The organism is Stenotrophomonas sp. SMYL41 (assembly GCF_036319965.1).
Taxonomy (GTDB): Bacteria; Pseudomonadota; Gammaproteobacteria; order Xanthomonadales; family Xanthomonadaceae; genus Stenotrophomonas; species Stenotrophomonas maltophilia_R.
This window is the reverse complement of record NZ_JAWIRX010000004.1, coordinates 25,310-45,044: the sequence shown is the minus strand read 5'-3', so window position 1 is coordinate 45,044 and position 19,735 is coordinate 25,310. Positions and strand designations below refer to the sequence as shown.

Annotated in this window: 25 protein-coding genes, 4 tRNA genes and 1 riboswitch; of the genes, 19 read left to right on the top strand and 10 right to left on the bottom strand. The window is 65.4% G+C overall.

Annotated elements, in window-relative coordinates:
- The first annotated feature begins 31 nt into the window (after positions 1-31).
- The 5 genes from V3B30_RS06035 to V3B30_RS06015 all read left to right on the top strand — a co-directional run bounded on the left by V3B30_RS06035 (position 32) and on the right by V3B30_RS06015 (position 1,465).
- A tRNA-Gly gene (locus tag V3B30_RS06035) sits at positions 32-107 on the top strand.
- 142 nt (positions 108-249) lie between these two features.
- Positions 250-325 (top strand) — tRNA-Gly (locus V3B30_RS06030).
- 66 nt (positions 326-391) lie between these two features.
- Positions 392-465, top strand: a tRNA-Cys gene (locus tag V3B30_RS06025).
- Positions 466-574: 109 nt separating this feature from the next.
- Positions 575-892 carry a hypothetical protein gene (locus V3B30_RS06020; protein WP_262084442.1) on the top strand — a complete coding sequence of 106 codons (318 nt, stop codon included), beginning with the start codon at positions 575-577 and terminating at the stop codon, positions 890-892.
- A gap of 51 nt (positions 893-943) precedes the next feature.
- Positions 944-1,465 carry a GNAT family N-acetyltransferase gene (locus V3B30_RS06015; RefSeq protein WP_262084441.1) on the top strand — a complete coding sequence of 174 codons (522 nt, stop codon included), beginning with the start codon at positions 944-946 and terminating at the stop codon, positions 1,463-1,465.
- A 10-nt stretch (positions 1,466-1,475) separates the two neighbouring features.
- Here the strand turns inward: V3B30_RS06015 and V3B30_RS06010 are convergent, their stop codons facing one another.
- Positions 1,476-2,117 (bottom strand): flavin reductase family protein, encoded by a 642-nt coding sequence (locus V3B30_RS06010; protein WP_262084440.1) that lies wholly within the window; start codon positions 2,115-2,117, stop codon positions 1,476-1,478.
- A 105-nt stretch (positions 2,118-2,222) separates the two neighbouring features.
- On the opposite strand from V3B30_RS06010, the gene V3B30_RS06005 reads away from it, so the two are divergent.
- Both V3B30_RS06005 and V3B30_RS06000 read left to right on the top strand, forming a co-directional pair.
- On the top strand, positions 2,223-2,927 hold the full coding sequence (locus V3B30_RS06005; RefSeq protein WP_262084439.1) for a winged helix-turn-helix domain-containing protein: 705 nt from the start codon (positions 2,223-2,225) through the stop codon (positions 2,925-2,927).
- Positions 2,928-3,051: 124 nt separating this feature from the next.
- Positions 3,052-3,321, top strand: coding sequence for a hypothetical protein (locus tag V3B30_RS06000; protein ID WP_008267735.1), 270 nt, complete (start codon positions 3,052-3,054; stop codon positions 3,319-3,321).
- A 15-nt stretch (positions 3,322-3,336) separates the two neighbouring features.
- Here V3B30_RS06000 and V3B30_RS05995 read toward each other — a convergent pair whose 3' ends face one another.
- Together V3B30_RS05995 and V3B30_RS05990 are read right to left on the bottom strand one after the other, a co-directional pair.
- The gene (locus tag V3B30_RS05995) at positions 3,337-4,101 is read right to left on the bottom strand and encodes a thioesterase family protein (protein ID WP_262084438.1); all 765 of its coding nucleotides are present in this window, start codon (positions 4,099-4,101) and stop codon (positions 3,337-3,339) included.
- A gap of 55 nt (positions 4,102-4,156) precedes the next feature.
- Positions 4,157-4,777, bottom strand: a complete 621-nt coding sequence (locus V3B30_RS05990; protein ID WP_262084437.1) for an NAD(P)H-dependent oxidoreductase — start codon at positions 4,775-4,777, stop codon at positions 4,157-4,159.
- Positions 4,778-4,883: 106 nt separating this feature from the next.
- Here V3B30_RS05990 and V3B30_RS05985 point away from each other — a divergent pair, with 106 nt between their 5' ends.
- Positions 4,884-5,816 carry a LysR family transcriptional regulator gene (locus V3B30_RS05985; RefSeq protein ID WP_262084436.1) on the top strand — a complete coding sequence of 311 codons (933 nt, stop codon included), beginning with the start codon at positions 4,884-4,886 and terminating at the stop codon, positions 5,814-5,816.
- A gap of 34 nt (positions 5,817-5,850) precedes the next feature.
- Here V3B30_RS05985 and V3B30_RS05980 read toward each other — a convergent pair whose 3' ends face one another.
- Together V3B30_RS05980 and V3B30_RS05975 are read right to left on the bottom strand one after the other, a co-directional pair.
- Positions 5,851-6,051: a hypothetical protein gene (locus V3B30_RS05980; protein ID WP_100471878.1), complete on the bottom strand. Its 201-nt coding sequence runs from the start codon at positions 6,049-6,051 to the stop codon at positions 5,851-5,853.
- A gap of 90 nt (positions 6,052-6,141) precedes the next feature.
- Positions 6,142-7,218, bottom strand: coding sequence for an alpha/beta fold hydrolase (locus V3B30_RS05975; protein WP_262084435.1), 1,077 nt, complete (start codon positions 7,216-7,218; stop codon positions 6,142-6,144).
- Positions 7,219-7,478: 260 nt separating this feature from the next.
- Between V3B30_RS05975 and V3B30_RS05970 the strand changes: the two genes are divergently transcribed.
- A complete protein-coding gene (locus V3B30_RS05970) occupies positions 7,479-7,991 on the top strand; it encodes an ATP-binding protein (RefSeq protein WP_262084434.1) in 513 nt (170 codons plus the stop codon).
- Positions 7,992-8,087: 96 nt separating this feature from the next.
- The gene (locus tag V3B30_RS05965) at positions 8,088-8,921 is read left to right on the top strand and encodes an AraC family transcriptional regulator (RefSeq protein ID WP_262084433.1); all 834 of its coding nucleotides are present in this window, start codon (positions 8,088-8,090) and stop codon (positions 8,919-8,921) included.
- A gap of 3 nt (positions 8,922-8,924) precedes the next feature.
- On the opposite strand, the gene crcB is transcribed toward V3B30_RS05965, so the two are convergent.
- Positions 8,925-9,317 (bottom strand): fluoride efflux transporter CrcB, encoded by a 393-nt coding sequence (gene crcB, locus V3B30_RS05960; RefSeq protein WP_262084432.1) that lies wholly within the window; start codon positions 9,315-9,317, stop codon positions 8,925-8,927.
- 81 nt (positions 9,318-9,398) lie between these two features.
- Positions 9,399-9,462: riboswitch (Fluoride riboswitch) on the bottom strand.
- Positions 9,463-9,484: 22 nt separating this feature from the next.
- The gene (locus V3B30_RS05955) at positions 9,485-9,886 is read right to left on the bottom strand and encodes a helix-turn-helix transcriptional regulator (RefSeq protein WP_005415999.1); all 402 of its coding nucleotides are present in this window, start codon (positions 9,884-9,886) and stop codon (positions 9,485-9,487) included.
- A 111-nt stretch (positions 9,887-9,997) separates the two neighbouring features.
- On the opposite strand from V3B30_RS05955, the gene V3B30_RS05950 reads away from it, so the two are divergent.
- Entirely contained in the window at positions 9,998-10,201 is a 204-nt protein-coding gene (locus V3B30_RS05950; RefSeq protein ID WP_262084431.1) for a Cro/CI family transcriptional regulator, read from the top strand.
- A 360-nt stretch (positions 10,202-10,561) separates the two neighbouring features.
- On the top strand, positions 10,562-10,798 hold the full coding sequence (locus V3B30_RS05945; RefSeq protein WP_262084672.1) for a hypothetical protein: 237 nt from the start codon (positions 10,562-10,564) through the stop codon (positions 10,796-10,798).
- A 9-nt stretch (positions 10,799-10,807) separates the two neighbouring features.
- Here V3B30_RS05945 and V3B30_RS05940 read toward each other — a convergent pair whose 3' ends face one another.
- Together V3B30_RS05940 and V3B30_RS05935 are read right to left on the bottom strand one after the other, a co-directional pair.
- The gene (locus V3B30_RS05940) at positions 10,808-11,851 is read right to left on the bottom strand and encodes a 4Fe-4S dicluster domain-containing protein (protein ID WP_262084671.1); all 1,044 of its coding nucleotides are present in this window, start codon (positions 11,849-11,851) and stop codon (positions 10,808-10,810) included.
- Positions 11,852-11,853: 2 nt separating this feature from the next.
- Positions 11,854-12,138 (bottom strand): hypothetical protein, encoded by a 285-nt coding sequence (locus V3B30_RS05935; protein WP_262084430.1) that lies wholly within the window; start codon positions 12,136-12,138, stop codon positions 11,854-11,856.
- 179 nt (positions 12,139-12,317) lie between these two features.
- Between V3B30_RS05935 and V3B30_RS05930 the strand changes: the two genes are divergently transcribed.
- The 3 genes from V3B30_RS05930 to V3B30_RS05920 all read left to right on the top strand — a co-directional run bounded on the left by V3B30_RS05930 (position 12,318) and on the right by V3B30_RS05920 (position 14,897).
- A complete protein-coding gene (locus V3B30_RS05930; protein ID WP_262084429.1) occupies positions 12,318-12,758 on the top strand; it encodes a group III truncated hemoglobin in 441 nt (146 codons plus the stop codon).
- A gap of 44 nt (positions 12,759-12,802) precedes the next feature.
- Entirely contained in the window at positions 12,803-14,212 is a 1,410-nt protein-coding gene (hemN, locus tag V3B30_RS05925) for an oxygen-independent coproporphyrinogen III oxidase (RefSeq protein WP_262084428.1), read from the top strand.
- 214 nt (positions 14,213-14,426) lie between these two features.
- On the top strand, positions 14,427-14,897 hold the full coding sequence (locus V3B30_RS05920) for a GNAT family N-acetyltransferase (protein WP_100471888.1): 471 nt from the start codon (positions 14,427-14,429) through the stop codon (positions 14,895-14,897).
- 514 nt (positions 14,898-15,411) lie between these two features.
- Here the strand turns inward: V3B30_RS05920 and V3B30_RS05915 are convergent.
- Positions 15,412-15,498, bottom strand: a tRNA-Leu gene (locus V3B30_RS05915).
- Between the two features lie 131 nt (positions 15,499-15,629).
- Here V3B30_RS05915 and V3B30_RS05910 point away from each other — a divergent pair.
- From V3B30_RS05910 to V3B30_RS05895, 4 genes are all read left to right on the top strand, one after another.
- Complete coding sequence (locus V3B30_RS05910) at positions 15,630-16,064, top strand: BLUF domain-containing protein (protein ID WP_100471889.1); 435 nt, start codon at positions 15,630-15,632, stop codon at positions 16,062-16,064.
- A 143-nt stretch (positions 16,065-16,207) separates the two neighbouring features.
- The gene (locus V3B30_RS05905; RefSeq protein WP_100475181.1) at positions 16,208-17,494 is read left to right on the top strand and encodes a nucleotide sugar dehydrogenase; all 1,287 of its coding nucleotides are present in this window, start codon (positions 16,208-16,210) and stop codon (positions 17,492-17,494) included.
- Between the two features lie 55 nt (positions 17,495-17,549).
- The gene (locus V3B30_RS05900; RefSeq protein WP_100471890.1) at positions 17,550-19,172 is read left to right on the top strand and encodes an FMN-binding glutamate synthase family protein; all 1,623 of its coding nucleotides are present in this window, start codon (positions 17,550-17,552) and stop codon (positions 19,170-19,172) included.
- A gap of 23 nt (positions 19,173-19,195) precedes the next feature.
- Positions 19,196-19,657, top strand: coding sequence for a GNAT family N-acetyltransferase (locus V3B30_RS05895; protein WP_100471891.1), 462 nt, complete (start codon positions 19,196-19,198; stop codon positions 19,655-19,657).
- Positions 19,658-19,735: the final 78 nt, after the last annotated feature.

Here is a 19,735-nt window from a genome sequence, read left to right as displayed (position 1 = left end):
TAGCGCTCCTTCGACGCAGGTCGAAGAATCTGCGGGAATAGCTCAGTTGGTAGAGCGCAACCTTGCCAAGGTTGAGGTCGCGAGTTCGAGTCTCGTTTCCCGCTCCACATTCTACAGGGCCCCGGTAGGGGCCTTGTTTTTCTCCCGCTGCGGCAAGGCGGGGCACGTTGGGCCACAAGGCTTTACGCGCAGTCAGAAAAGTGAAATCGCTGGTGTGTGTCCCGGATTTCCGGTACCATGTCGGCTTACGCGGGAATAGCTCAGTTGGTAGAGCGCAACCTTGCCAAGGTTGAGGTCGCGAGTTCGAGTCTCGTTTCCCGCTCCATGTTCCGACAGGCCCCATCTTGGGGTTTTGTCTTGTCAGGGCCCTGTTCCTGGCGCGCAGTACGTTGGCCTCATGGCAGAGTGGCTATGCACCGGATTGCAAATCCGTTTACAGCGGTTCGATTCCGCTTGAGGCCTCCAATTGAAAAGCCCTGACTCCGGTCAGGGGTTTTTTGTTTTTCCGCACGGCAACCGCGCTATGCAACGTCTGGCTTGTGGGCGCCGATTCGCGTCGGCCGCAGTGACCTCCGTGCTGTTCAGCGTCGCCACGTTCAGCAACAGCGCCTTCACCACGGGCAGCCCGTGGCACGGCATGCATGCCATCGGCATCTTCTCGACCCTGACCCCGCTGCTGTTCCAGGTAGCGCTCGGTGCCGACGCGTCCCCGCGCATGGCCTGGGTGGCGCCGGCGACGTCGCTGATGGGGATGGCCTACCTGTGGCTGATGATGTCCGAGTTCAGTCCGCCGTCGTACCGCGGTCTGATCCAGCGCATCGCGCTGCTGCCGGCGTTCGGCTGGTACACCTTTGCCGTACTGGAGTTGCGCCGGATGCGTGAACGCCACTGAGGCGGGGCTGGTACGCTGGCTCCAGCACGGAAATGGTGGCAGGCACGCGACATGATCATCCGGCCACTGGGGCACGACGACGCGGACACGCTATGGGCGGCCCGCCTGCAGGCACTGCGTGAATCACCTGCTGCATTCCTGTCCACGCTCGCCGAGGCCGCCGGTGATACCGCACGGCTGATGCAGGCGCAGCTCGATGACCCTCATACCCGTTACTTCGGTGCCTTTGACCAGGCAACACTGGTGGGCTTCCTGCGCTACGTGCGTCCGGTGCGGCTGGCACGGCGGCACACGGCGGAGATCCACAGCGTCCATGTTGGTGCAGGCCATCGTGGTCACGGCATCGCCCGTCAACTGTTCCTTGCGGCATTCGCGGCGGCACGCACGGATGGCATCGAGTCGCTCACGCTTGCGGTGCTGGCAGACAATGCTGCCGCGCGAGGACTGTACAAGTCCCTGGGATTCACCGAATCCGGCGTCGAGCCGCGTGCGGTGAAGCGCGACGGTCGCTATGTGGACATGGTGTCGTACTGGATTCCAGTGACCAGCCACCCACCATCACCGGCACCTTGAATCACCGCTTCTACGCCGGTTCGTGTACCGGCGTCTGCGCGCGGAAGTTGCGCCCGACGGGTTCACCCACGCCCAGATAGTGGCGGAATAGGTAGATCAACGGTTTCCAGCGGGCGACATCGATGTGTTGGCTGCCTGGATGGGTGATCGCCTCATGCGCATGCACACAGCGGATGCGCCCTTCGACGATCACGAAGTGCTGGCCATCGTCATCGCTGGGCTCGTGCATGGCCATCACCGTGACTTCCACCTGCAGCGGGCACTCGGCAATCGTGGCGGGTGCCACCTGTGCTGACGGTACGGCGGTGAAGCCGCCCAGCGCGAACTTGTCACGCACATGCACGTAGCCCATCGCCTGCTTGGCATCGGGTACCGGATCGCGGCCGGTCGAACGCGCGATGGCCTCGACCTCGGCCGCCTGCGCAGAGGATGGGAAATTCAGCACGCACTCGTTGCGCAGCTGCAGGTTGCGATAGCCCTGGCCCTGCGTGCCGAGCCCCAGCACCACCCGGTTGCCCAGTGCCCAGAAAGAAGAGAGCGGGCTGATGTTGCTGCTGCCGTCGGGATTGAGCGTAGTCATCAGCAGCACCGGCGTACCCGGGTACAGCACCGAAGGGGTGATGCACCGACGCTGGATCGAAGGATTCGTCACTGTGGTTCTCGGAAGAGCGGGGCGCTGACTGTGCGCCGAGGCGGGCAGGCAATGCTTCGGTCTGCATCGAACTGTCGGCAGGTCCCTGCATGCCACAATGCCGGCATGGTCCACACCTCCGGTTCCCTTGTCAGTGTCGGTGCCCTGGTCGGTGACCAGGCGCGCGCCGCAATGTTGCTGCAGCTGATGGACGGCCGCGCCTACACCGCGATGGAGCTGGCGCGGGTGGCCGGGGTGACGCCGCAGACGGCGAGCACGCACCTGCGGCGCCTGATCGAAGGCGATCTGCTGGTGGTCATTCCGCAGGGGCGCCATCGATACCATCGGCTGGCGTCGACCGAGGTCGCGGACATGCTGGAGGGCATCCTGCGTGTGGCCGACCGCGCGCCCTCATGCACCGCGGCCGCGTCACGCAAGCTGCCGGCGCTGCGCGAGGCTCGCTCGTGCTACCGGCACCTGGCCGGGGTGCATGCGGTAGCCATCACCGATCGCCTGCTGCAAGCCGGGCACCTTGTGCCGCGCGACGGCTATTGGCAGGTGAGCGTAGAAGGGGCGGCGTTCCTGCGGGAGCTCGGCCAGCCGCTGGCCGAGGTGCTGCAGCATCCGGCAACGGTCAGGCCCGCGCGCTATTGCCGGGGATGCCTGGACTGCACCGAGCGGCACCCGCATCTGGCCGGGCTGGTCGGCGAGGCGTTGCTGGACAGCTTCGTGAACAACGATTGGCTGCGGCGTGTTGAAGGCCGTCGCGAACTGCGGCTGACACCGCCGGGGCGCGAAGCGTTGTGGAAGCGGTTCGGCCTGGCGACCTGAGCGCTCCGGCCAGTCTCATTCACCCGCGACATGCGGAGGCGCTATGGTCAGGTTCCACGTCTCAGGGAGCTGCAATGGCGAGCAAGGACATGATGGACGACAGCACGCAGCCGGAATGCCGCCGATGAGCAAGTCCGCTGCGGAAGTACGCTGGTTGACGTTCCGGCTGATGAACGGCCAATCGATCGGGCCGGACCGGTTGAAGGATGGCTGGGTGATTGCCTCGGAGACCCGCCACTGTGGCGTGCGGCGCGAGGCCATCGAAGGCGCGGGCGTGGTCTACGCGCTGTATGCACCAGCCAATCTGGCTTCACCGCGCCGCGCGGAAATGCGCATGCGCGAGTTCCTGATGAGTTCCGGCTACACCTTCACCATGGGCACGCTGGGCGGCTGATGCCGCCTGTTGCATCTACGGGCGCACCGTCAGCGCCTGGCCGAGTGTTCCGATTGGACCATGCGCATCGTGCAGCACGGTGCTGGTCAGTCCGATGCCCTGGCGGCCGAACGACACCGATGTGTCGAAGCCCAGCCACTCGCCCTCGGGCATGCCGAACAGGTGAGCGGTGAGGTCCAGGTTCGGGAAGGCGACCTCCTTCGGGTCGGCGCGTACCGCCATGCCGTTGGACAGGTCGAACAGCGTGGCGGCGCGCGCCAATGGGCTGACCACCTCACCGTCCAGCAGCGGCTGCGTTGCGCGGGCCCAGTAGGTTGCGCGGCCCGGCCCCTGATGGTGGCGACGGATCTCGATGCTCTGGATGAAGCCCCCGGGCCAGACCGTGCCCGGGTCCCACACCGGCATCGATTCTGGCGGAGCAATGCCGGCGATCGGCGTGCCGGCGATCGCCCCGGTATCGTTCGGGCGCATCAACCAGGCGCGCATGCGCAGCGCCGGACGGTCATCGTGCCGCAGTGTGGCCTCCACCAGTTCGATGGTGCGACCGCCGCGCAGCACCTGTACGTCGGCTTCCATCGCGTCGATCGGAACGGTGCCGAGGATGTCGTAGGACAGGCGCGCGATCAGGAAGCCATGGCCGCGCGCCGCGGCGTCGCGTTCGAGGTGATGGGCCAGCAGGCCGATCGCTGGCGCGATGTGCTGCTCGCGGGTGTTCCAGGCGCCGCCGGTATGCTCGGTTGGCAGGTAGCGGGTTTCGCTCAGTCGTTCGAAGAAGGCCATCGGGTGTTGCTTCAGCGGGGAAAGAGGCGGCAGGGTGCTTGCCGGCCCCTGCATCCTAAGCGTTCGGCAATGGCATGCGCTGCGCCAATGCGGTCAATTGTGCCTGCGCGCGGGCCATGCCCTGCTCGATGCCATGTGGGCGGATGTCCATGCCTTCGGCGTAGACGAAATCAACCTCGGTGATGCCGATCAGGCCCAGCACCGATTGCAGGTAGGGCGTCACCGTGTCGGTGCCCTGGCCGACATGCACGCCGCCGCGCGGGCTGAACACCACCGCTTCCACGCCCTTGACCAGGCCTTGCGGCCAGGTCTCGGTGTAGCGGAAGGTCACGCGCGCGCGGGCGACCAGGTCGAACCAGTTTTTCAGCGGCGTCGGTACGTTGAGGTTGTACATCGGTGCGGCGATCAGCAGCAGGTCGCTGTCCATCAGTTCGCCGATCAGCGCATCGGACAGCGCGATGGCCTGTCGCGCACGCGGCCCCGGGTTCTCTGCACCGCGCAGTGCGTGGAAGATCTCCTCATCCAGCACCGGCAGGTCCAGTGCGGCGAGGTCGCGCACGGTGACGGCGTCATCGAAACCCTGCGCTGCACGCTCGGCAAGGAAACGATTGATCAGGCCGGCGCTGCGCGAAGCGGTGCCGTTGAGGCTGGAATGGAGGACAAGCACTTTGTTCATGGCCGGAAGGCGATCTGCGTGGACGGGAAGGGTGCCCACTCTAGACTTTAAAATCTTCGCCAGTGGCGCTATTTTGTCTTTCCATTGGTTCCTGGGTGGATACATTGTGGCCCTGTCCGATCTGAACGGAATCGACGTGTTCGTGGCCACGGTGCAGGCCGGCAACTTCGCGCAGGCGGCCAACGCGCTGCAGGTCACCCGTTCGGCGGTGGCCAAGAGCATTGCGCGGCTGGAAGCACGGCTGGGCACGCAGCTGTTCCAGCGCACCACCCGCAGCCAGCAGTTGACCGAGGCGGGGGCGCTCTACTACCAGCATTGCCTGCGCGCGCTGGAGGAAATCCGTGCAGGCGAGGCTGCGCTCGAGGGCGGGCGCACCCAGGTTGCCGGTCGCCTGCGCGTGTCCCTGCCGGTGTTGTTCGGCCACCTGTGCATTGCACCGATCCTGCTGGAGCTGGCCCGGCAGCATCCGGCGCTGGCGCTGGATCTGCAGTTCAGCGATCGCGCCGTGGACGTGCGTGAGGAGGGGATCGACCTTGCGATCCGCATCGGCGCGTTGCCGGACAGCAGCGATCTCGTGGCGCGGCCGCTGGGTGAACACCGCATGGCGATCTGCGCCTCGCCGGCTTTCATGGCTGGGCGCGAGCTGCCGCACACTGTCGACGCACTGCGTGGGCTGGAGGCGGTGGCTTACAGCCGGCGCGGCCAGGTGATGGAATGGAGGATGCGGGTGGATGGCGAGCCGCAGGTGTTGAAGCCGGATGCGCGCGTGCTGATGGACGATCTGCAGGGCGTGGCCGATGCGGCCGCAGCGGGGCTGGGCGTGGCCTGGCTCCCGTACTGGCTGGTGCGCGAGGCCTTGCAGCTGGGCCGATTGCAGGAGGTTTTCCCGGCTGCCTCCAGTGCCATCTATCCGATCCATGCGGTGTGGCCGCGTGTTCCCCACCTGCCGCTGAAGACACGGGTGGCGGTGGACGCATTGCTGGAACAGTTGCCGGCGCGCCTGCTTGAGGTGGAATCCGGGCACGCCGGCCGTCGCTGAGCCGGCTCCCGCAGGAGCCGGCCGGGGACGCCGGTCAGGGAGACGGGCAATCCGTTTCGCGGCACAGGCGGTACTCGGCCTCGCACTGCTGCGAGGTCTTGCCCAATGGCCCATGGGTTGCACGCAGGCACTGTTCAAGCTTCAGCGTGCAGAAGTCGCAGGAATCTGCGGCGAAGGCCAGGCCAGTCACGGCCATGCCAAGGAGCATCACGGTCCTCAAGGTCGTCTTGATCATCACGTCAGTCCTTTGTTTGCCCGTCAATGGGCGGGGCTACCATAGCAGTCCTTTCATTGCGGCCTTGATGCACCGCGACACCCGTTGTTTTCACTGCTGTGCAGCCTTCAACGCTTCGACCACGTCTGCTTCAGAGAAGCCGCAATGTCCTTTGCCTGCCGCAGGCAGCACCCGCGGCAACGGCCGTGCGCCGGCATGCGCCGCCAGCTGCGGATACACCGTCTGCATGTGCGGCACGATGGTGGGGTCGTTGTTGTTGAACTGGATCACCAGCGGTCGTTTCAACGCGCCGCTCAGTGCCAGCCTGGCGCGGACATCGGCCTGTGCAGCGGGCACCGCGTCGACACGCTGCACGCCGGCATTGAACGCCGTGTCGTCACCGAAACCCCGGTAGACCACGCCCCTGTTGCTCACCGGCATGCCGCCACTGCGTGCGGCCAGCTCGTGCAGGACCAGTGCATGCAGGCTGATCGTACCGGCCAGTGCATCCGGAGCAACCTGCAGCTGCCTGGCCAGCACCTCGGCATGCTGTGGGTTCTGCTGCAGTGCGCCGGCGATGCCTTGATAGAGCGTTGCCTGCGGCAACGCGGCTGCTTCACGCGAGGCAAGTCCGGCGGCGGGCAGGCCTGCCGCGTTGGGGAAGAAGAAATCGAAGGCGACCAGCGTGGTCAGTAGGTCGGCGGCGATCTGTTCGCCACTGAGGTTGGCACCGCACAGCGAGACGCCACCGGCGTAGTGCTGCGGGTAGCGCTCGAGGCTGGCCAAGGTCACTGCGCCGCCCATCGAGAATCCGAGCAGCCAGGTCTGGCGCACGCGCTTGAGCTCGCCCAGCGCGTGCTGGCGCAGGCGTTCCATGTCGGTGATCGCATCGGCCACCGCCCAACCCTGGCTGGCATACGCGCTCTGCGCGACGGCGTAGCCTGCGGCCAGCAGTGCTGCGGTGCTGTCATTGGCGGCCATCGGCGTAGTGCGTGGCACACCCACCGGCTCGTAGCCGTGCGCCAGCATCACCAGGTCGCCATTCCAGTCAGCCGGTACGTCCAGGCGCCAGGGCGTTCCCTGCAGCTCACCACTGAGCATGCGGGGTGCAGTGGCTGGCGCAGCCAACAACGATGCGGCAGGCAGCAGCAGGCCGAGGACGAGGGCGCATCGAAGCAAGGGGCGCATCGTGGTCATCCATGCGGGAATGGCGCCGAGCATAGATGCCTGCGAATTATTGCGCGCGCTGCACTGCCGCAGGGGATTGCCGGTCGGCCGTGCCGCGCTCTACGCTGGCGGCATGGCCCAGCACACTGCCGCGTCGATTATCCGCGTTCCCCACGGGAAGGCGGGATAGCGCGCGGTCGCCACGGCCATGCAACCCGCCCGGGAAGGCGGGTTGCATGCAGCGCTCTCCCGGGTACTGGAATCCACCGAGGAGAACGCAGATGCACCCTCTTTCATCAACCGGCAATGCCCCGACCCTGCACCTGGTGTGCGGCAAGATCGGCGCCGGCAAATCCACCCTGTCGCAGCAGTTGGTAGCGCAGCCGTGCCACGTGCTGATCAGCGAAGACACCTGGCTGGCGGCGCTGTATCCCGATCAGATCCATTCCGTCGCCGACTACCTGCGGCGCGCGTCAGCACTGCGCGCTGCGCTGACGCCGCATGTCCGCGCGATCCTGCAGGCTGGTGTCTCCGTCGTGCTCGACGTTCCGTTCAACACGCCCGCCGCCCGTGCCTGGGGCCGCGGACTGTTCGAGTCGGCCGGCGTTGCCCATCAGCTGCATTTTCTCGATGTTCCCGACGCCATCTGCAAGGCGCGGTTGCGTGCCCGCAACGCACGCGGTGAGCACCCGTTCCAGGCCAGCGATGACGCCTTCGAGCAGATCACCCGCCATTTCGTGGCACCTGCGCCGGAGGAGGGTTTCGTGGTGATCCGTCATGCACAGGAGGGGTGAGCGCCTGCGAACGGCGACGTTCAGTCGATCATTGTGATGGCGATTCCGATACGATGTGACGCATTGAACCCTATTCGCTTGATCTGGAGTCCCTCCGTGGTCGACCGTCTCGCCATCCTGCTCGAACGCTTCGCGGTCACCGCCTCGGTGTTCCATGCCGGCGCGCTATGCGGTATCAACACCCTGCAGGGGGAGGATGAGGCCGGCCAGCTGCATCTGGTGCGGCGGGGCCCGCTGCAGGTCAGTCATGGCCAGCAGACTGTGCAGGTCGAGGTGCCCAGCCTGCTGCTTTACCCACGGCCGATGCCGCACCGCTTCAGCACCGACCCGCAGCAGGGCGCCGACATGGCCTGCGCCAACCTGCATTTCGAGGGCGGCCGGCTCAATCCGATCAGCGCCGCGCTGCCTGATTTCATCTGCCTGCCGCTGGCCGATCTGTATGGCGGCAACGCGGCGCTGGAACTGCTGTTCGAAGAAGCCTTCGAGCAGCGCTGCGGGCGGGCGGCGATGGTCAACCGGCTGTTCGAGGTGGTGATGATCCAGGTGCTGCGCCAGCTGATGGAAGGCGGCCAGATGCGTGGCGGCCTGTTCGCCGGTCTCGGTCATCCTCGGCTGCGACTGGCGTTGGTGGCGATGCATGAAGCGCCGGCGCGGGCGTGGACGCTGGAAGACCTGGCCGACGTCGCCGGCATGTCGCGCAGTGTGTTCGCCGCCAGCTTCCGTGAGGCGATGGGTACCACGCCGGGCCAGTATCTGCAGGGCTGGCGGGTGGGCCTGGCACAGCAGGCGTTGCGGCAGGGCAGGCTGCTCAAGCGGATTGCCGACGACGTGGGGTACGGCAGCGAAGCGGCGCTGTCGCGTGCGTTCAAGGCGCATACCGGGCAGTCGCCGCGGGAGTGGCGCGGACAGGTCCGCGCGGGCGTGGCCTGAGCCTCAGCCCAGCACCAGCTGCGCCAGTTTCATGCCGCCGAACAGGCCGACCAGGCCCAGTGCCACCGAACCGCCGGCGTACAGCGCTGCCAGGCCGTGCTGGCCACGCTGCAGCAGCAGGCCGATTTCCAGCGCATAGGTGGAGAACGTGGTGTATCCGCCGAGAACGCCCGTGGCCAGCAGCAGGCGCATCTGCGGCGAGGCGCCATTGCGCAGGGCGAAGGCTTCGACCAGCACGCCCATCAGCAGTGCACCGCTGATGTTGATCAGGAAGGTCGACCAGGGCCACGGACTGCCGACCGCTACGCGCGCACCGATCAGGTTGCAGGCGTGGCGCAGGCAGGCACCGAGTCCGCCGCCGATGAAGACCAGCAAATAGTTGTTCAATGCGTGCATCACGTGCCTCGGGTAGGGGTTCGCTGATTCGATGGCGAACGCCGAGGGCGGGCACGGCCTGCCCTCGACGAACACCGGTTCGTCCTGGCAGGAGCCATCAGCCCTTTCAGGCGGTTATCGGGGGAGCCCCATCCCCATCGACGACCATGCTACCAGCGGCAGTGCATTCACGTCATCGAGGTCGTCAGTACCCGGATGACCTTGCTGCGGCTGAAGCCGTCCATCAGCAGTTCGAAGGCCAGCAGGTCCAATGCCGCGTGGCGGCGATGGTCGATCTCCAGACCCTTCTCTTCCACCAGATGGCTGACCAGTTCGTAGGCGTCCTGCCAGACGTCCAGGTGGGCCTGGCTGGGGATATAGGTATTGCCCCGCTCACCGACGCCAAGCCCGCTCACGCCATACAACAGTTCGCGCGCGTCCAGCTTGGCCGCATCGGCGATGCGGAACAGCTGTTCGGCCTTTACATGGGCGGGGCTGACATGGTCGTTGAGCCAGTTGCTGATGGTTGCCGTCGTCGAATCGGCGGCGCGGGCCAGATCGGCCGGGCGAGGGTGCCCGGCTTTCTTCATGGCAATGGCGAGTCGTTGGCCGAGAGTATTCATCTATGCAAGCCAGCTTAACGCGTGGATCGCAAAGTCCCCTTGTTCCAAGAATAAGTCTGGTTAACAGAAGGACCGACCGTGACCGAATTCTGGAGCAAGGGGCAGGTGCGCACCCGACTGGGTTTCCGGACCGATGCCGAACTGGCGCGCTTCTTTGGCATAAGCCGATCTGCTGTGTCGCAATGGCCCAGGGATTTCCCAATTCCTGCGCTGCGCCAATACATCCTCCATCAACGCTACCCCCATCTGTTCCCGGCGACTGAGGCCAAAGAGGCAGAATAGGCCTGAGCTACGCCGCATTTTGTCGCATATAGCACTCTAAGCGTGGTTTGCTAAGTATGCTTAGCAATATAGGAAACTTCGATGGAACGGGGCTTGGCCATCGGTAGTGCCTACTAGAACAGGGGGTGGGGGGGATCGGGTAGTGTGTCGGGTCCGCCCCATCCGACGACCCCGTCTCCCCGTATGTGGTTTTGTGAACGATTAATAATTTCGATCACGAAAGTCGCTGCATGTAATTGACCTGTCGTGAAATCTGTGACTAATTGGCATCAACCGGGCGTGAAGCCCGGGAGTCTTTCAGTAGCTCGCAAGTGAGTCGGTAGACCGTCAACGATGCAGAACAAGTCCAACGGAGGTCGTATGGAATACGGCATGCATGGCTTGGCTGAACGGGTACGCCGCGAACTGGAAGCCAGTTATCACAAACACGGATGCGGTCCGGCGTTCTGGGATACGTACCAGCAGGTGCTGGACCGTCTGGTCCCGCAGGGGACCGAGCGTACCGACGTCACCAATGAAATGGCGCTGATCATCGAGCAGCTTGGCATTGTCCGACGTGCGCAGCTTGTACCGCCGCACGCCAACGGGCCGCGCTGATCCGTTGATTCAAAGCAGGCGCCAGGCGCCACAGGCCAACAGCGCCAGCAGCATCGAAAGCAGTGCCAAGGTCCGCGGTCGCCACCATTGCCGCGGTTGCCCGGCCATGGCCTGCGGGCTGCAGTAGCGCACCAGCCCCGAGCCGAAACCGGCCTGGTGCTGCTGCCGGGAGCAGGCATCCAGACAGGCACCGCAGGCCAGGCAATCGGCGTGCGGTCCCTGGCGGATGTCCAGCTGCATCGGGCAGGCGCTGACACACGCTGCGCAATCGGTGCAGTCGCCCAGGCGATCAGCGCTGAAAGTGGGCACCGGTCCGGCCAGCAGCGGATGTGCTGCGCGGAATACGTAGTCCTGTGCGGTGGTCGGGTCGAGCAGGCCACGGCCGCGGCCGAGCACACCACCCAGGCCCGAAGGGCGCATGCCGCGCGGTTCGCCGCGGCGTGCGTCGTACAACATGCGGGGCGTGTGCGGATCGGTCAGCAGCGGCTGCATGCGTGCGAACGGGCACAGCGAACGGCACACCTGTTCGCGCAGCAAGCCGGCATTGGCCCAGGTCGCTATGGCATAGAACACTACCCAGAATGTTTCCCAGCCACTCCAGCCGGCGTTCGGCGCTGCGTCCACCAGTTCTCTGATCGGGCTGAACAGGCCGACGAAGGTGATGCCGGTCCACAGCGACAGCAACCCCCAGGCCACTTGAGTGGCAGGGCGCACCGCTGGCACTGGCAAGAGCCGGGCCATGCCGTGCGCGATCCAGTCGAAGGCGCGCCGCCACAGCGTCTGCGGGCAGGCGTGGCCGCACCAGACGCGGCCGGCGAGGTGCGTGAGCAACGCAAGGCCAACGGCCAGCACCGCCAGCAGGCCGATCAGTACACCGACGTCGCCGGGCCACAGCGTCCAGCCGAACAGGTCGAAGCGTCGTGCGTTGATGTCCAGCAGCAGGGCCTGCTGCCCGTTCCAGCGCAGCCATGGCAACGCATAGAACAGCGCCAGCAGGAGCACGTTCAGCGCGCCGCGCCAACGCCAGGAGCGTGGAATTCCAGTGCGGGGCATGCTCATCCCAGAGGCAGCTCGTTGTCGTCACCGGGTATCGGGCGCTGCAGGTACCAGGTGACCGCGCTGGACAGGGCTGTCACCGACCAGAACATGAAAAAGCCTGCCGTATAGCCCAGTTCACGACTGATCGGCGTACCCGGGAAACTGATCGCCTGCAGTCGCAGCGGGTCGACGAAGGCGAAGAACACCACGCTGGCCAGGCCCGCGGCAATGAAGCTGGGCCAGAGGATGGCGCCCCAGTGCTGGATCAGCTGCTGGCGGCGGCTGGGAGAGGGTCTGTTCATGCTGTCCCGGATCGGAATGAGGGCGGCGCGTATACTCCGCCGAGGCCGGCGCAGCATCCGCAGGGCATGCTTCCTGCAAGCGTGCCAGCCTAGGTGCAGCGGACCGCGCCGACATTGATCTGGATCAACGGCGGTGCGGCCCGACTGGGACACACTGCCGGCACGCTTTGGGTACCCCGATGAACGCAACACCTCCGCCTGCTCTTCCCGTCGCCTCGCCCGAGTTGTGCACCGAGCAGGAAGTGACCCGCCTGGTCCACGACTTCTACGCGCGCGTGCGCGAAGAAGTGCGGTTGGGGCCGGTGTTCGAGGCGCACGTCCACGACTGGACGGAGCACCTGGCGCAGCTGGTCGACTTCTGGTCGGCGATGCTGCGCGGCACCCGCCGCTTCAAGGGTTCGCCCATGTCCAAGCACATGGCCATCGAACTGGACAAGGACCTGTTCGACCGTTGGCTGGTGCTGTTCCGGATCACCACCGCCGAGTGCGGCAACCCGCCTATGCAGGAGCTGGCCAACGACGTGGCTGCGCGCATCGGTGACACGTTCTGGAAGCGCTACCAGATGCTGCGCTGGCCGCAGGTCGGCCTGCCGGTGCTGGGAATCCCCACCCGGGATTGATCTGGGTCAAGGCGGTCACGGCCGCCCGGCGCGATGCTGGCGGCATGGACACGTTCTCTCCCGCCGCCGGTGGCCTGGCCTGGAACTTCGACCCCGACCTGCTGCGCCGGCATGACCGGCCGGGGCCGCGCTACACCTCGTATCCGACCGCGCCACATTTCCATGATGGCTTCGACGCGCCGGCACTGCGCCAGGCGATCGCTGACAGCAACCAGCTGGCCCGGGCGCTGTCGCTTTACGTGCACGTGCCGTTCTGTTCCAGTCCCTGCTTCTATTGCGGCTGCAACCGGGTCATCACCCGTGATCGTGGCCGTGGCCACAGCTACGTCTCGCGCGTGCTGGCCGAGGCCGACCTGCTGGCGCCGCAGTTCGAGGATGGCCGCGAAGTCATCCAGCTGCATCTGGGCGGCGGCACGCCAAATTTCCTCGATGCCGAGGCGATGACCACGCTGGTGGAGGGGCTGCGCCGGCGCTTCGATTTCAGCGATTCGCCACAGCGCGACTTCTCGATCGAACTCGACCCGCGCTTCATCGATACCCGCGACGTCGCCATGCTGGCGCGGCTGGGCTTCAACCGGGCCAGCCTGGGCGTGCAGGATTTCGATCCGCAGGTGCAGGAATCGATCAACCGCATACAGGGCGTGCAGCAGACGCTGGATATCCTGCGCGCGTGCCGCGACAGCGGCATGCGTTCGGTCAACGTCGACCTGATCTATGGGTTGCCTGGGCAGAGCCTGGAAGGCTTCGGTCGCACCCTCGAACGGGTGCTGGCGCTGCGCCCGGATCGCCTGGCGGTCTACGGCTACGCGCACCTTCCGCACCTGTTCCGCGCGCAGAAGCAGATCGACGAAAGCCGGCTGCCCTCACCGGAAGAAAAGCTGGCGCTGCTGGGGCTGGCGGTGGAGCGGCTCTCTGCCGCAGGTTACCAGTACATCGGCATGGATCATTTCGCGTTGCCGGAAGAGGACCTGTCGCGTGCGCAGCGTGCGGGGCAGCTGCATCGCAACTTCATGGGCTACACCACCCACGCCGATACCGATCTGCTCGGCCTGGGCGTGAGTGCGATCAGCCACATCGGTGCCACCTACAGCCAGAATCCGCGCGACCTGCCATCGTGGGAAGACGCGGTGGACCAGGGCCAGCTGCCCGTCTGGCGCGGCGTGGCACTGAGCGCCGACGACCAGCTGCGTGCGGAACTGATCCAGCAGCTGATGTGCCAGGGCGAGGTGGATGGCACCGTGCTGGGCCAGCGCCATGGCATTGATTTCGAGCAGTACTTCGCCGAAGACCTGCACTCGGTGCAGCAGCTGCAGGAAGATGGGCTGGCCGAATACCGCGATGGTGTAGTGCGCGCCAGCGAGCCTGGGCGGCCGCTGCTGCGGCTGCTGGCGATGTGCTTCGATCCGTACCTGCGCGCCGCCCACGAGCAGCCGCGTTACTCGCGTGCGATCTGACGCTTCAGCATTTCTTGCCGAAGCCGCGCTCCCGATGCCGAGCCGCCACGCCGCCGCTGGCGGCGGAGCGTTCGCGGGATATGGGGTCGCGTTTGCGCCTGATTGCTGTGGCCGTCTGTGTCATTCACCCGGGCCCCCAGGCCGGCTCATGCGCGGAAACAGATAAGATTGGGGCTGAAGCCTTAAAGCGTAGATGGACGGTATGAAGCAATCAATGCAGTTCATCCCACTCAATCGAAGCAACGTTGATGAGTTGTCCGAACTTGCGGTTCGAGAATCCGAGCAGCACTTGATCTGCTCGAACCCCGAGTGGCTTGCGCAAGCGGCCTTCGTTGCGGAATCCCTGACGTTCGGCATCTTCAAGGAAGGTCGACCCGTTGGAGTTATCTCCTTCATCGATCCTCGCCTGGTGGATGAGGATGACGAGGACCATGATCACTATCAGGAGAATTGCCTGTACGTGTGGAGGGTGATGGTCGACAAGAGTTCCCGGGGCGCCAACGTTGGCGTTCAGGCGATCGAGTTCGCCTTGGGTTACGCCAGGCTTGTGGGATTGCAGGGTGTCTCCCTGACAACGATGGATCGAGAAGCCGGCAATGCGCTTCCCTTCTACGAGCGGCTCGGGTTTTCGGCTACGGGCCGTCGATTGGACGACGAGGCGGAACTTGTCTTCCGATTCGGTTGAGTGGAGCAAGCTGTCAGGCATTTCGCGTGCGACCGTTCCGACCTTGACCTGCTTCAGCCTTCTCGCCAACCGATGATGTCTGAACTGCTGACTGTCGCAATTCGCCTGTCCAAACGGTGCAGTGATCGTTCACAGGCTGCGATGCGGACCGACGCCCACCGCTCGCCCATTCGCTTGGACGCCTCCCCTTGACCTGGCGGCACATCGCTTTGCGTAGCGACCAATCTGGCGGTTTTCGATCACGCCGCTCAGCTTCGCGCTCACGAGTCCACTTCGCAGCGTTCTGCTGCGCATGCTTGGTGGTGGAGTCGTGAACGCCGGCTGCGTACACCTGTACGCGCCACTTGTTCCCTGATCGTTGGATGCTGGCCGTGGCCGCAGCATATGGGGAGTTCTTGGGAAGACTGGCCGGGCAAGTCCGGGCAAATCGTCGTGATCGCGAAACTCCAGATCACCCCAAGTGTCTGATTCGCGCCGAATCGTGGCGAACACGTTGGCGCCCCAAAACATGCGATGGTGCCCGGAGCCGGAATCGAACCGGCATGGGGTTGCCCCCGGCGGATTTTAAGTCCGATGCGTCTACCAGTTTCGCCATCCGGGCCTGCAGCGCGGCGCCGATTGTAGCCCACCTTCAGAACAGAGGCTGGTTTGCGGCAGGAGAGCGGCGTGCTTAACTGTCGTCCCTGTTCATGTCATAGTCCATGCCATCGTTCCCAGGGGGGGAGCCACCTGATGTCGCTGCACGCGATTGCCTATGCCAGCGAGGCCCGCGCCGATCTGCAGACAACCGATCTTGACCGCCTGCTGGCCGATGCCACGGCTTTCAACCGTGTAGCGGGTGTCACCGGTGTGCTGATGTTCGATGGCAGCCGTTTCCTGCAGTATCTGGAAGGTCCGGAGGATGGCGTCGATTCGGTGTATCAGCGCATCGTCAACGCGCGCAGCCATGGCCAGCTGAGAGTGCTGTGCCACGCGCCAGTGGCGCAGCGGGCGTTTCCGCGTTGGTCGATGGGAACCCGGCGCATCGATGCGGACCTGCTGGCACAGATCGTCGACGCGGCGTGGCCGGGCTTCCTGCTTGGCAGTGGTGGTTTCGAGCGCCTGCTGCAGGCCTGGACCGGCGCTGATGGTGAACTGGAACCGGCCGCGGTCGCGCTGGGCTCCTGACCCCACCTTGGCGGCCGGGCACCCGGGCCGTTAGGCTGTAGCCTTTCTGGTGTGGATTTGCCCGGAGTGGTGCAGCAAATGAGTAGGTTGGCCGAAGCCAAGGCAGCACGCATGCAATTTCATCCGTTGCGCAGGACGTGCCGGTGAGCGCATCCCTTGCTGCAGCGGAGACCCCTCGCTTCGCGGTGATCGGGCTGGGCTACGTCGGCCTGCCGCTGGCGGTGGCCTTCGGCAGGCACTGGCCGACGCTGGGCTTTGACATCGATGCCGATCGCATCGCCGAGCTGCGTGATGGCCGGGACCACACGCTGGAAGTGGAGGCCGACGAGCTGGCCAGTGCACTGCAGCTGCGGTATGGCAGCGATCCGGCCCTGCTCGATGCGTGCAACGTCTACATCGTCACCGTGCCCACCCCGATTGATGCCTACGAGCAGCCCGACCTGGAGCCGTTGCGTTCGGCCACGCGGCTGATCGCCAGCCACCTGCGCGCGGGTGACCTGGTGATCTACGAATCCACGGTGTACCCCGGGACCACCGAAGAGGTCTGCGTACCGTTGCTGGAAGAAGGCTCGGGCCTGCGCTTCAACGAAGATTTCTACTGTGGCTACAGCCCGGAGCGGGTCAGTCCCGGCGACCGCCAGCGGCGCCTGGCCGACATCCGCAAGATCACCTCGGGGTCGACTACGGAAGTGGCGGCAGTGATCGATGGTCTGTACCAGCGCATCATTGCCGCCGGTACCTTCCCGGCGCCGTCGATGCGAGTGGCCGAAGCGGCCAAGGTGGTCGAGAACATCCAGCGTGACGTCAACATCGCGCTCGTCAATGAGTTGGCGCTGATCTTCGACCGCCTCGGCATCGATACCCAGGATGTGCTGGATGCGGCTGGCAGCAAGTGGAATTTCCTGCCCTTCCGGCCGGGCCTGGTCGGTGGCCACTGCATCGGCGTGGACCCGTACTACCTGCTGCACAAGTCCGAGAGCGTGGGCTACCACCCGGACCTGATCCACACCGCGCGGCAGGTCAACAACCGCGTTGGTGAGCATGTGGCGTCGCGGGTGCTGGCGATGCTCGCCGAACGCGGTCGCGCACCTGCGCAGTCGCGCATCCTGGTACTCGGTGTGACCTTCAAGGAGGATTGCCCGGACCTGCGCAACAGCCGCGCGCTGGAACTGGCGCAGCGCCTGCACGATGCCGGTGCACAGGTCGAGGTCAGTGATCCCTGGGTCGGCCCGGCGGCATTGGCCGATGAGGGCGTGCATTGGCTGGCCGAACCCGTCGCAGGTGCCTATGACGCAGTGGTGCTGGCGGTGGCCCATGCCCGCTTCAAGGCGATGGACGAGGCCGGCATCCGGTCGCTGCTGGCACCGGGTGGCCTGGTCTACGACGTGAAATCAACCTGGCCACGCAACGTGGTTGACGATCGCCTGTAAACCCGGGCGGCGGGCAGCGCGTTAGACTCGCAGGCAGTTGCAACCAAGGAACGCCATGCACCGGTATATCGTCTACCTGCTCGCCATCCTGATGTTCCCCATCTGCCTGTGGTTGGCCACGATCTGGCCGGCCTGGTATTGGGGCGTCGGCCTGACTGCCGCGATGGTGGCGCTGGGGACCTGGGATCTGCTGCAGAAGCGCAGCACGCTGCGCCGGAACTATCCGGTGATGGCGCACTTCCGCTACGGCCTGGAATCGATCGGCCCGGAGATCCGCCAGTACTTCGTGCAGAGCGACCTGGAGGACGTGCCATTCTCGCGCCAGCAGCGTGCGCTGATCTACCAGCGCGCCAAGAACGAGATGGACACGGTGCCGTTCGGCACCCTGCGCAGCACCTATGCTGTCGATTACGAGTGGATCAACCACTCGCTGGCGCCGACCGCCATCGCCAAGCATGATTTCCGCGTATTGATTGGCGCCAACTGCGCCAAGCCCTATTCGGCCAGTGTGTTCAATATCTCGGCGATGAGCTTCGGTTCACTGTCGGCCAATGCGATCCGCGCCCTGAACGAGGGCGCGCGACGCGGCGGCTTCTATCACGATACCGGCGAAGGTTCGATTTCGCCGTACCACCGTGAGATGGGGGGCGATCTGGTCTGGGAGATCGGATCGGGCTACTTCGGTTGCCGTGACGAGAAGGGCGGTTTCAGTGAAGAGCGCTTCGTCGCCAACGCCACCCATGACCAGGTCAAGATGATCGAGATCAAGCTGTCGCAGGGCGCCAAGCCCGGCCACGGCGGCGTGCTGCCGGCGCCGAAGGTGACCGCGGAAATTTCAGTGACCCGTGGCGTGCCGATGGGCGTGGACTGCGTATCGCCGTCGCGTCATTCGGCATTCTCGACGCCGGTCGAACTGCTGCAGTTCGTGGCCCGGCTGCGCGAGTTGTCCGGTGGCAAGCCGGTCGGTTTCAAGCTGGCCATCGGCCACCCGTGGGAGTGGTTCGGCATTGCCAAGGCGATGCATGAAACCGGCCTGCTGCCGGACTTCATCGTGGTCGACGGTGCCGAGGGCGGCACCGGCGCGGCGCCGGCCGAATTCGTCGATCATGTCGGCGTGCCGATGCACGAAGCGCTGCTGCTGGTGCACAACACCCTGGTTGGCCTGGATCTTCGCGAGCGCATCCGCATCGGAGCCGCCGGCAAGATCACCAGCGCGTTTGATATCGCGCGCACCATCGCGCTCGGTGCCGACTGGTGCAATGCCGGCCGTGGCTTCATGTTCGCGCTGGGCTGCATCCAGTCGTTGAGCTGCCACACCGACAAATGCCCAACCGGCATCGCCACCCAGGATCCGGCGCGCTGGAAGCACCTGGATGCACCGGACAAGGCCACCCGCGTGTACAGCTACCATGAGCACACGCTGCATGCCTTGAAGGAACTGCTGTGTGCCGCCGGCCTGAACGATCCGGCCGAGCTGGGGCCGGAGCACATCCTGCGCCGCGTCTCGCCGGTGGAAATCCGTTCGCTGGCGTCGCTGTACCGCTACCTGGAACCGGGTGAGCTGCTGCACAAGGTGCCGGACCATGCGGTGTTCCACGCATTCTGGGCCGATGCACGCAGCGATTCGTTCCAGCCGCCGCCGAAGATCCAGGCGCTGCGCGCCAGCAAGTCGCGATAACCGTTGTTGTAGAGGGGGAAGTCATGCAGTTCAGGACCGGCACCATCGACGACGTGGCCACGCTGTGGGCCCTGCGCACGCGCTGCGTGCGCGAGACCTGTAGCAGCCACTATCCGGCGGAGGTCATCGCACCGTGGTCGGCCTCGCCGCCGCCGTCGCAGTACGCACGGCTGCTGGGGCAGGGCGGTTGCGTGGTGGCCGAGGACGATCAGGGACGCCTGCTCGGTTTCGGCGTGTTCGATGCCAACGCCAATGAAGTCGATGCGCTGTTCGTCGATCCGGATCGTGGCGGCAAGGGGATCGGCCAGGCGCTGATGCAGCGATTGCTGGCGATGGCCGATCGCGAGCGTGAGGTGGTGCTGTCGGCCTCGCTCAATGCCGTGCCGTTCTATCAACGGCAAGGCTTTGTCAGTGTGCGCGAGGAAGCCTATGCGCATCCCAGCGGTGTGGCATTGGCCTCGGTGAGCATGCGCAGGCCGTGGTGAGCATCCGGCATTTGTAGCGCCGAGCCTGCTCGGCTGCTTCTGGAGAGTCGAGCAAGGCTCGACTCTATAACGCAGGCG

Coding starts and splice junctions, on each gene's coding strand:
- V3B30_RS06015 (WP_262084441.1), top strand. CDS start 944: ATGATCATCCGGCCACTGGGGCACGACGACGCGGACACGCTATGGGCG.
- V3B30_RS06005 (WP_262084439.1), top strand. CDS start 2,223: ATGGTCCACACCTCCGGTTCCCTTGTCAGTGTCGGTGCCCTGGTCGGT.
- V3B30_RS06000 (WP_008267735.1), top strand. CDS start 3,052: ATGAGCAAGTCCGCTGCGGAAGTACGCTGGTTGACGTTCCGGCTGATG.
- V3B30_RS05995 (WP_262084438.1), bottom strand. CDS start 4,101: ATGGCCTTCTTCGAACGACTGAGCGAAACCCGCTACCTGCCAACCGAG.
- V3B30_RS05990 (WP_262084437.1), bottom strand. CDS start 4,777: ATGAACAAAGTGCTTGTCCTCCATTCCAGCCTCAACGGCACCGCTTCG.
- V3B30_RS05980 (WP_100471878.1), bottom strand. CDS start 6,051: ATGATCAAGACGACCTTGAGGACCGTGATGCTCCTTGGCATGGCCGTG.
- V3B30_RS05975 (WP_262084435.1), bottom strand. CDS start 7,218: ATGCGCCCCTTGCTTCGATGCGCCCTCGTCCTCGGCCTGCTGCTGCCT.
- V3B30_RS05970 (WP_262084434.1), top strand. CDS start 7,479: ATGCACCCTCTTTCATCAACCGGCAATGCCCCGACCCTGCACCTGGTG.
- crcB (WP_262084432.1), bottom strand. CDS start 9,317: ATGCACGCATTGAACAACTATTTGCTGGTCTTCATCGGCGGCGGACTC.
- V3B30_RS05955 (WP_005415999.1), bottom strand. CDS start 9,886: ATGAAGAAAGCCGGGCACCCTCGCCCGGCCGATCTGGCCCGCGCCGCC.
- V3B30_RS05945 (WP_262084672.1), top strand. CDS start 10,562: ATGGAATACGGCATGCATGGCTTGGCTGAACGGGTACGCCGCGAACTG.
- V3B30_RS05940 (WP_262084671.1), bottom strand. CDS start 11,851: ATGCCCCGCACTGGAATTCCACGCTCCTGGCGTTGGCGCGGCGCGCTG.
- V3B30_RS05935 (WP_262084430.1), bottom strand. CDS start 12,138: ATGAACAGACCCTCTCCCAGCCGCCGCCAGCAGCTGATCCAGCACTGG.
- V3B30_RS05930 (WP_262084429.1), top strand. CDS start 12,318: ATGAACGCAACACCTCCGCCTGCTCTTCCCGTCGCCTCGCCCGAGTTG.
- hemN (WP_262084428.1), top strand. CDS start 12,803: ATGGACACGTTCTCTCCCGCCGCCGGTGGCCTGGCCTGGAACTTCGAC.
- V3B30_RS05920 (WP_100471888.1), top strand. CDS start 14,427: ATGCAGTTCATCCCACTCAATCGAAGCAACGTTGATGAGTTGTCCGAA.
- V3B30_RS05910 (WP_100471889.1), top strand. CDS start 15,630: ATGTCGCTGCACGCGATTGCCTATGCCAGCGAGGCCCGCGCCGATCTG.
- V3B30_RS05900 (WP_100471890.1), top strand. CDS start 17,550: ATGCACCGGTATATCGTCTACCTGCTCGCCATCCTGATGTTCCCCATC.
- V3B30_RS05895 (WP_100471891.1), top strand. CDS start 19,196: ATGCAGTTCAGGACCGGCACCATCGACGACGTGGCCACGCTGTGGGCC.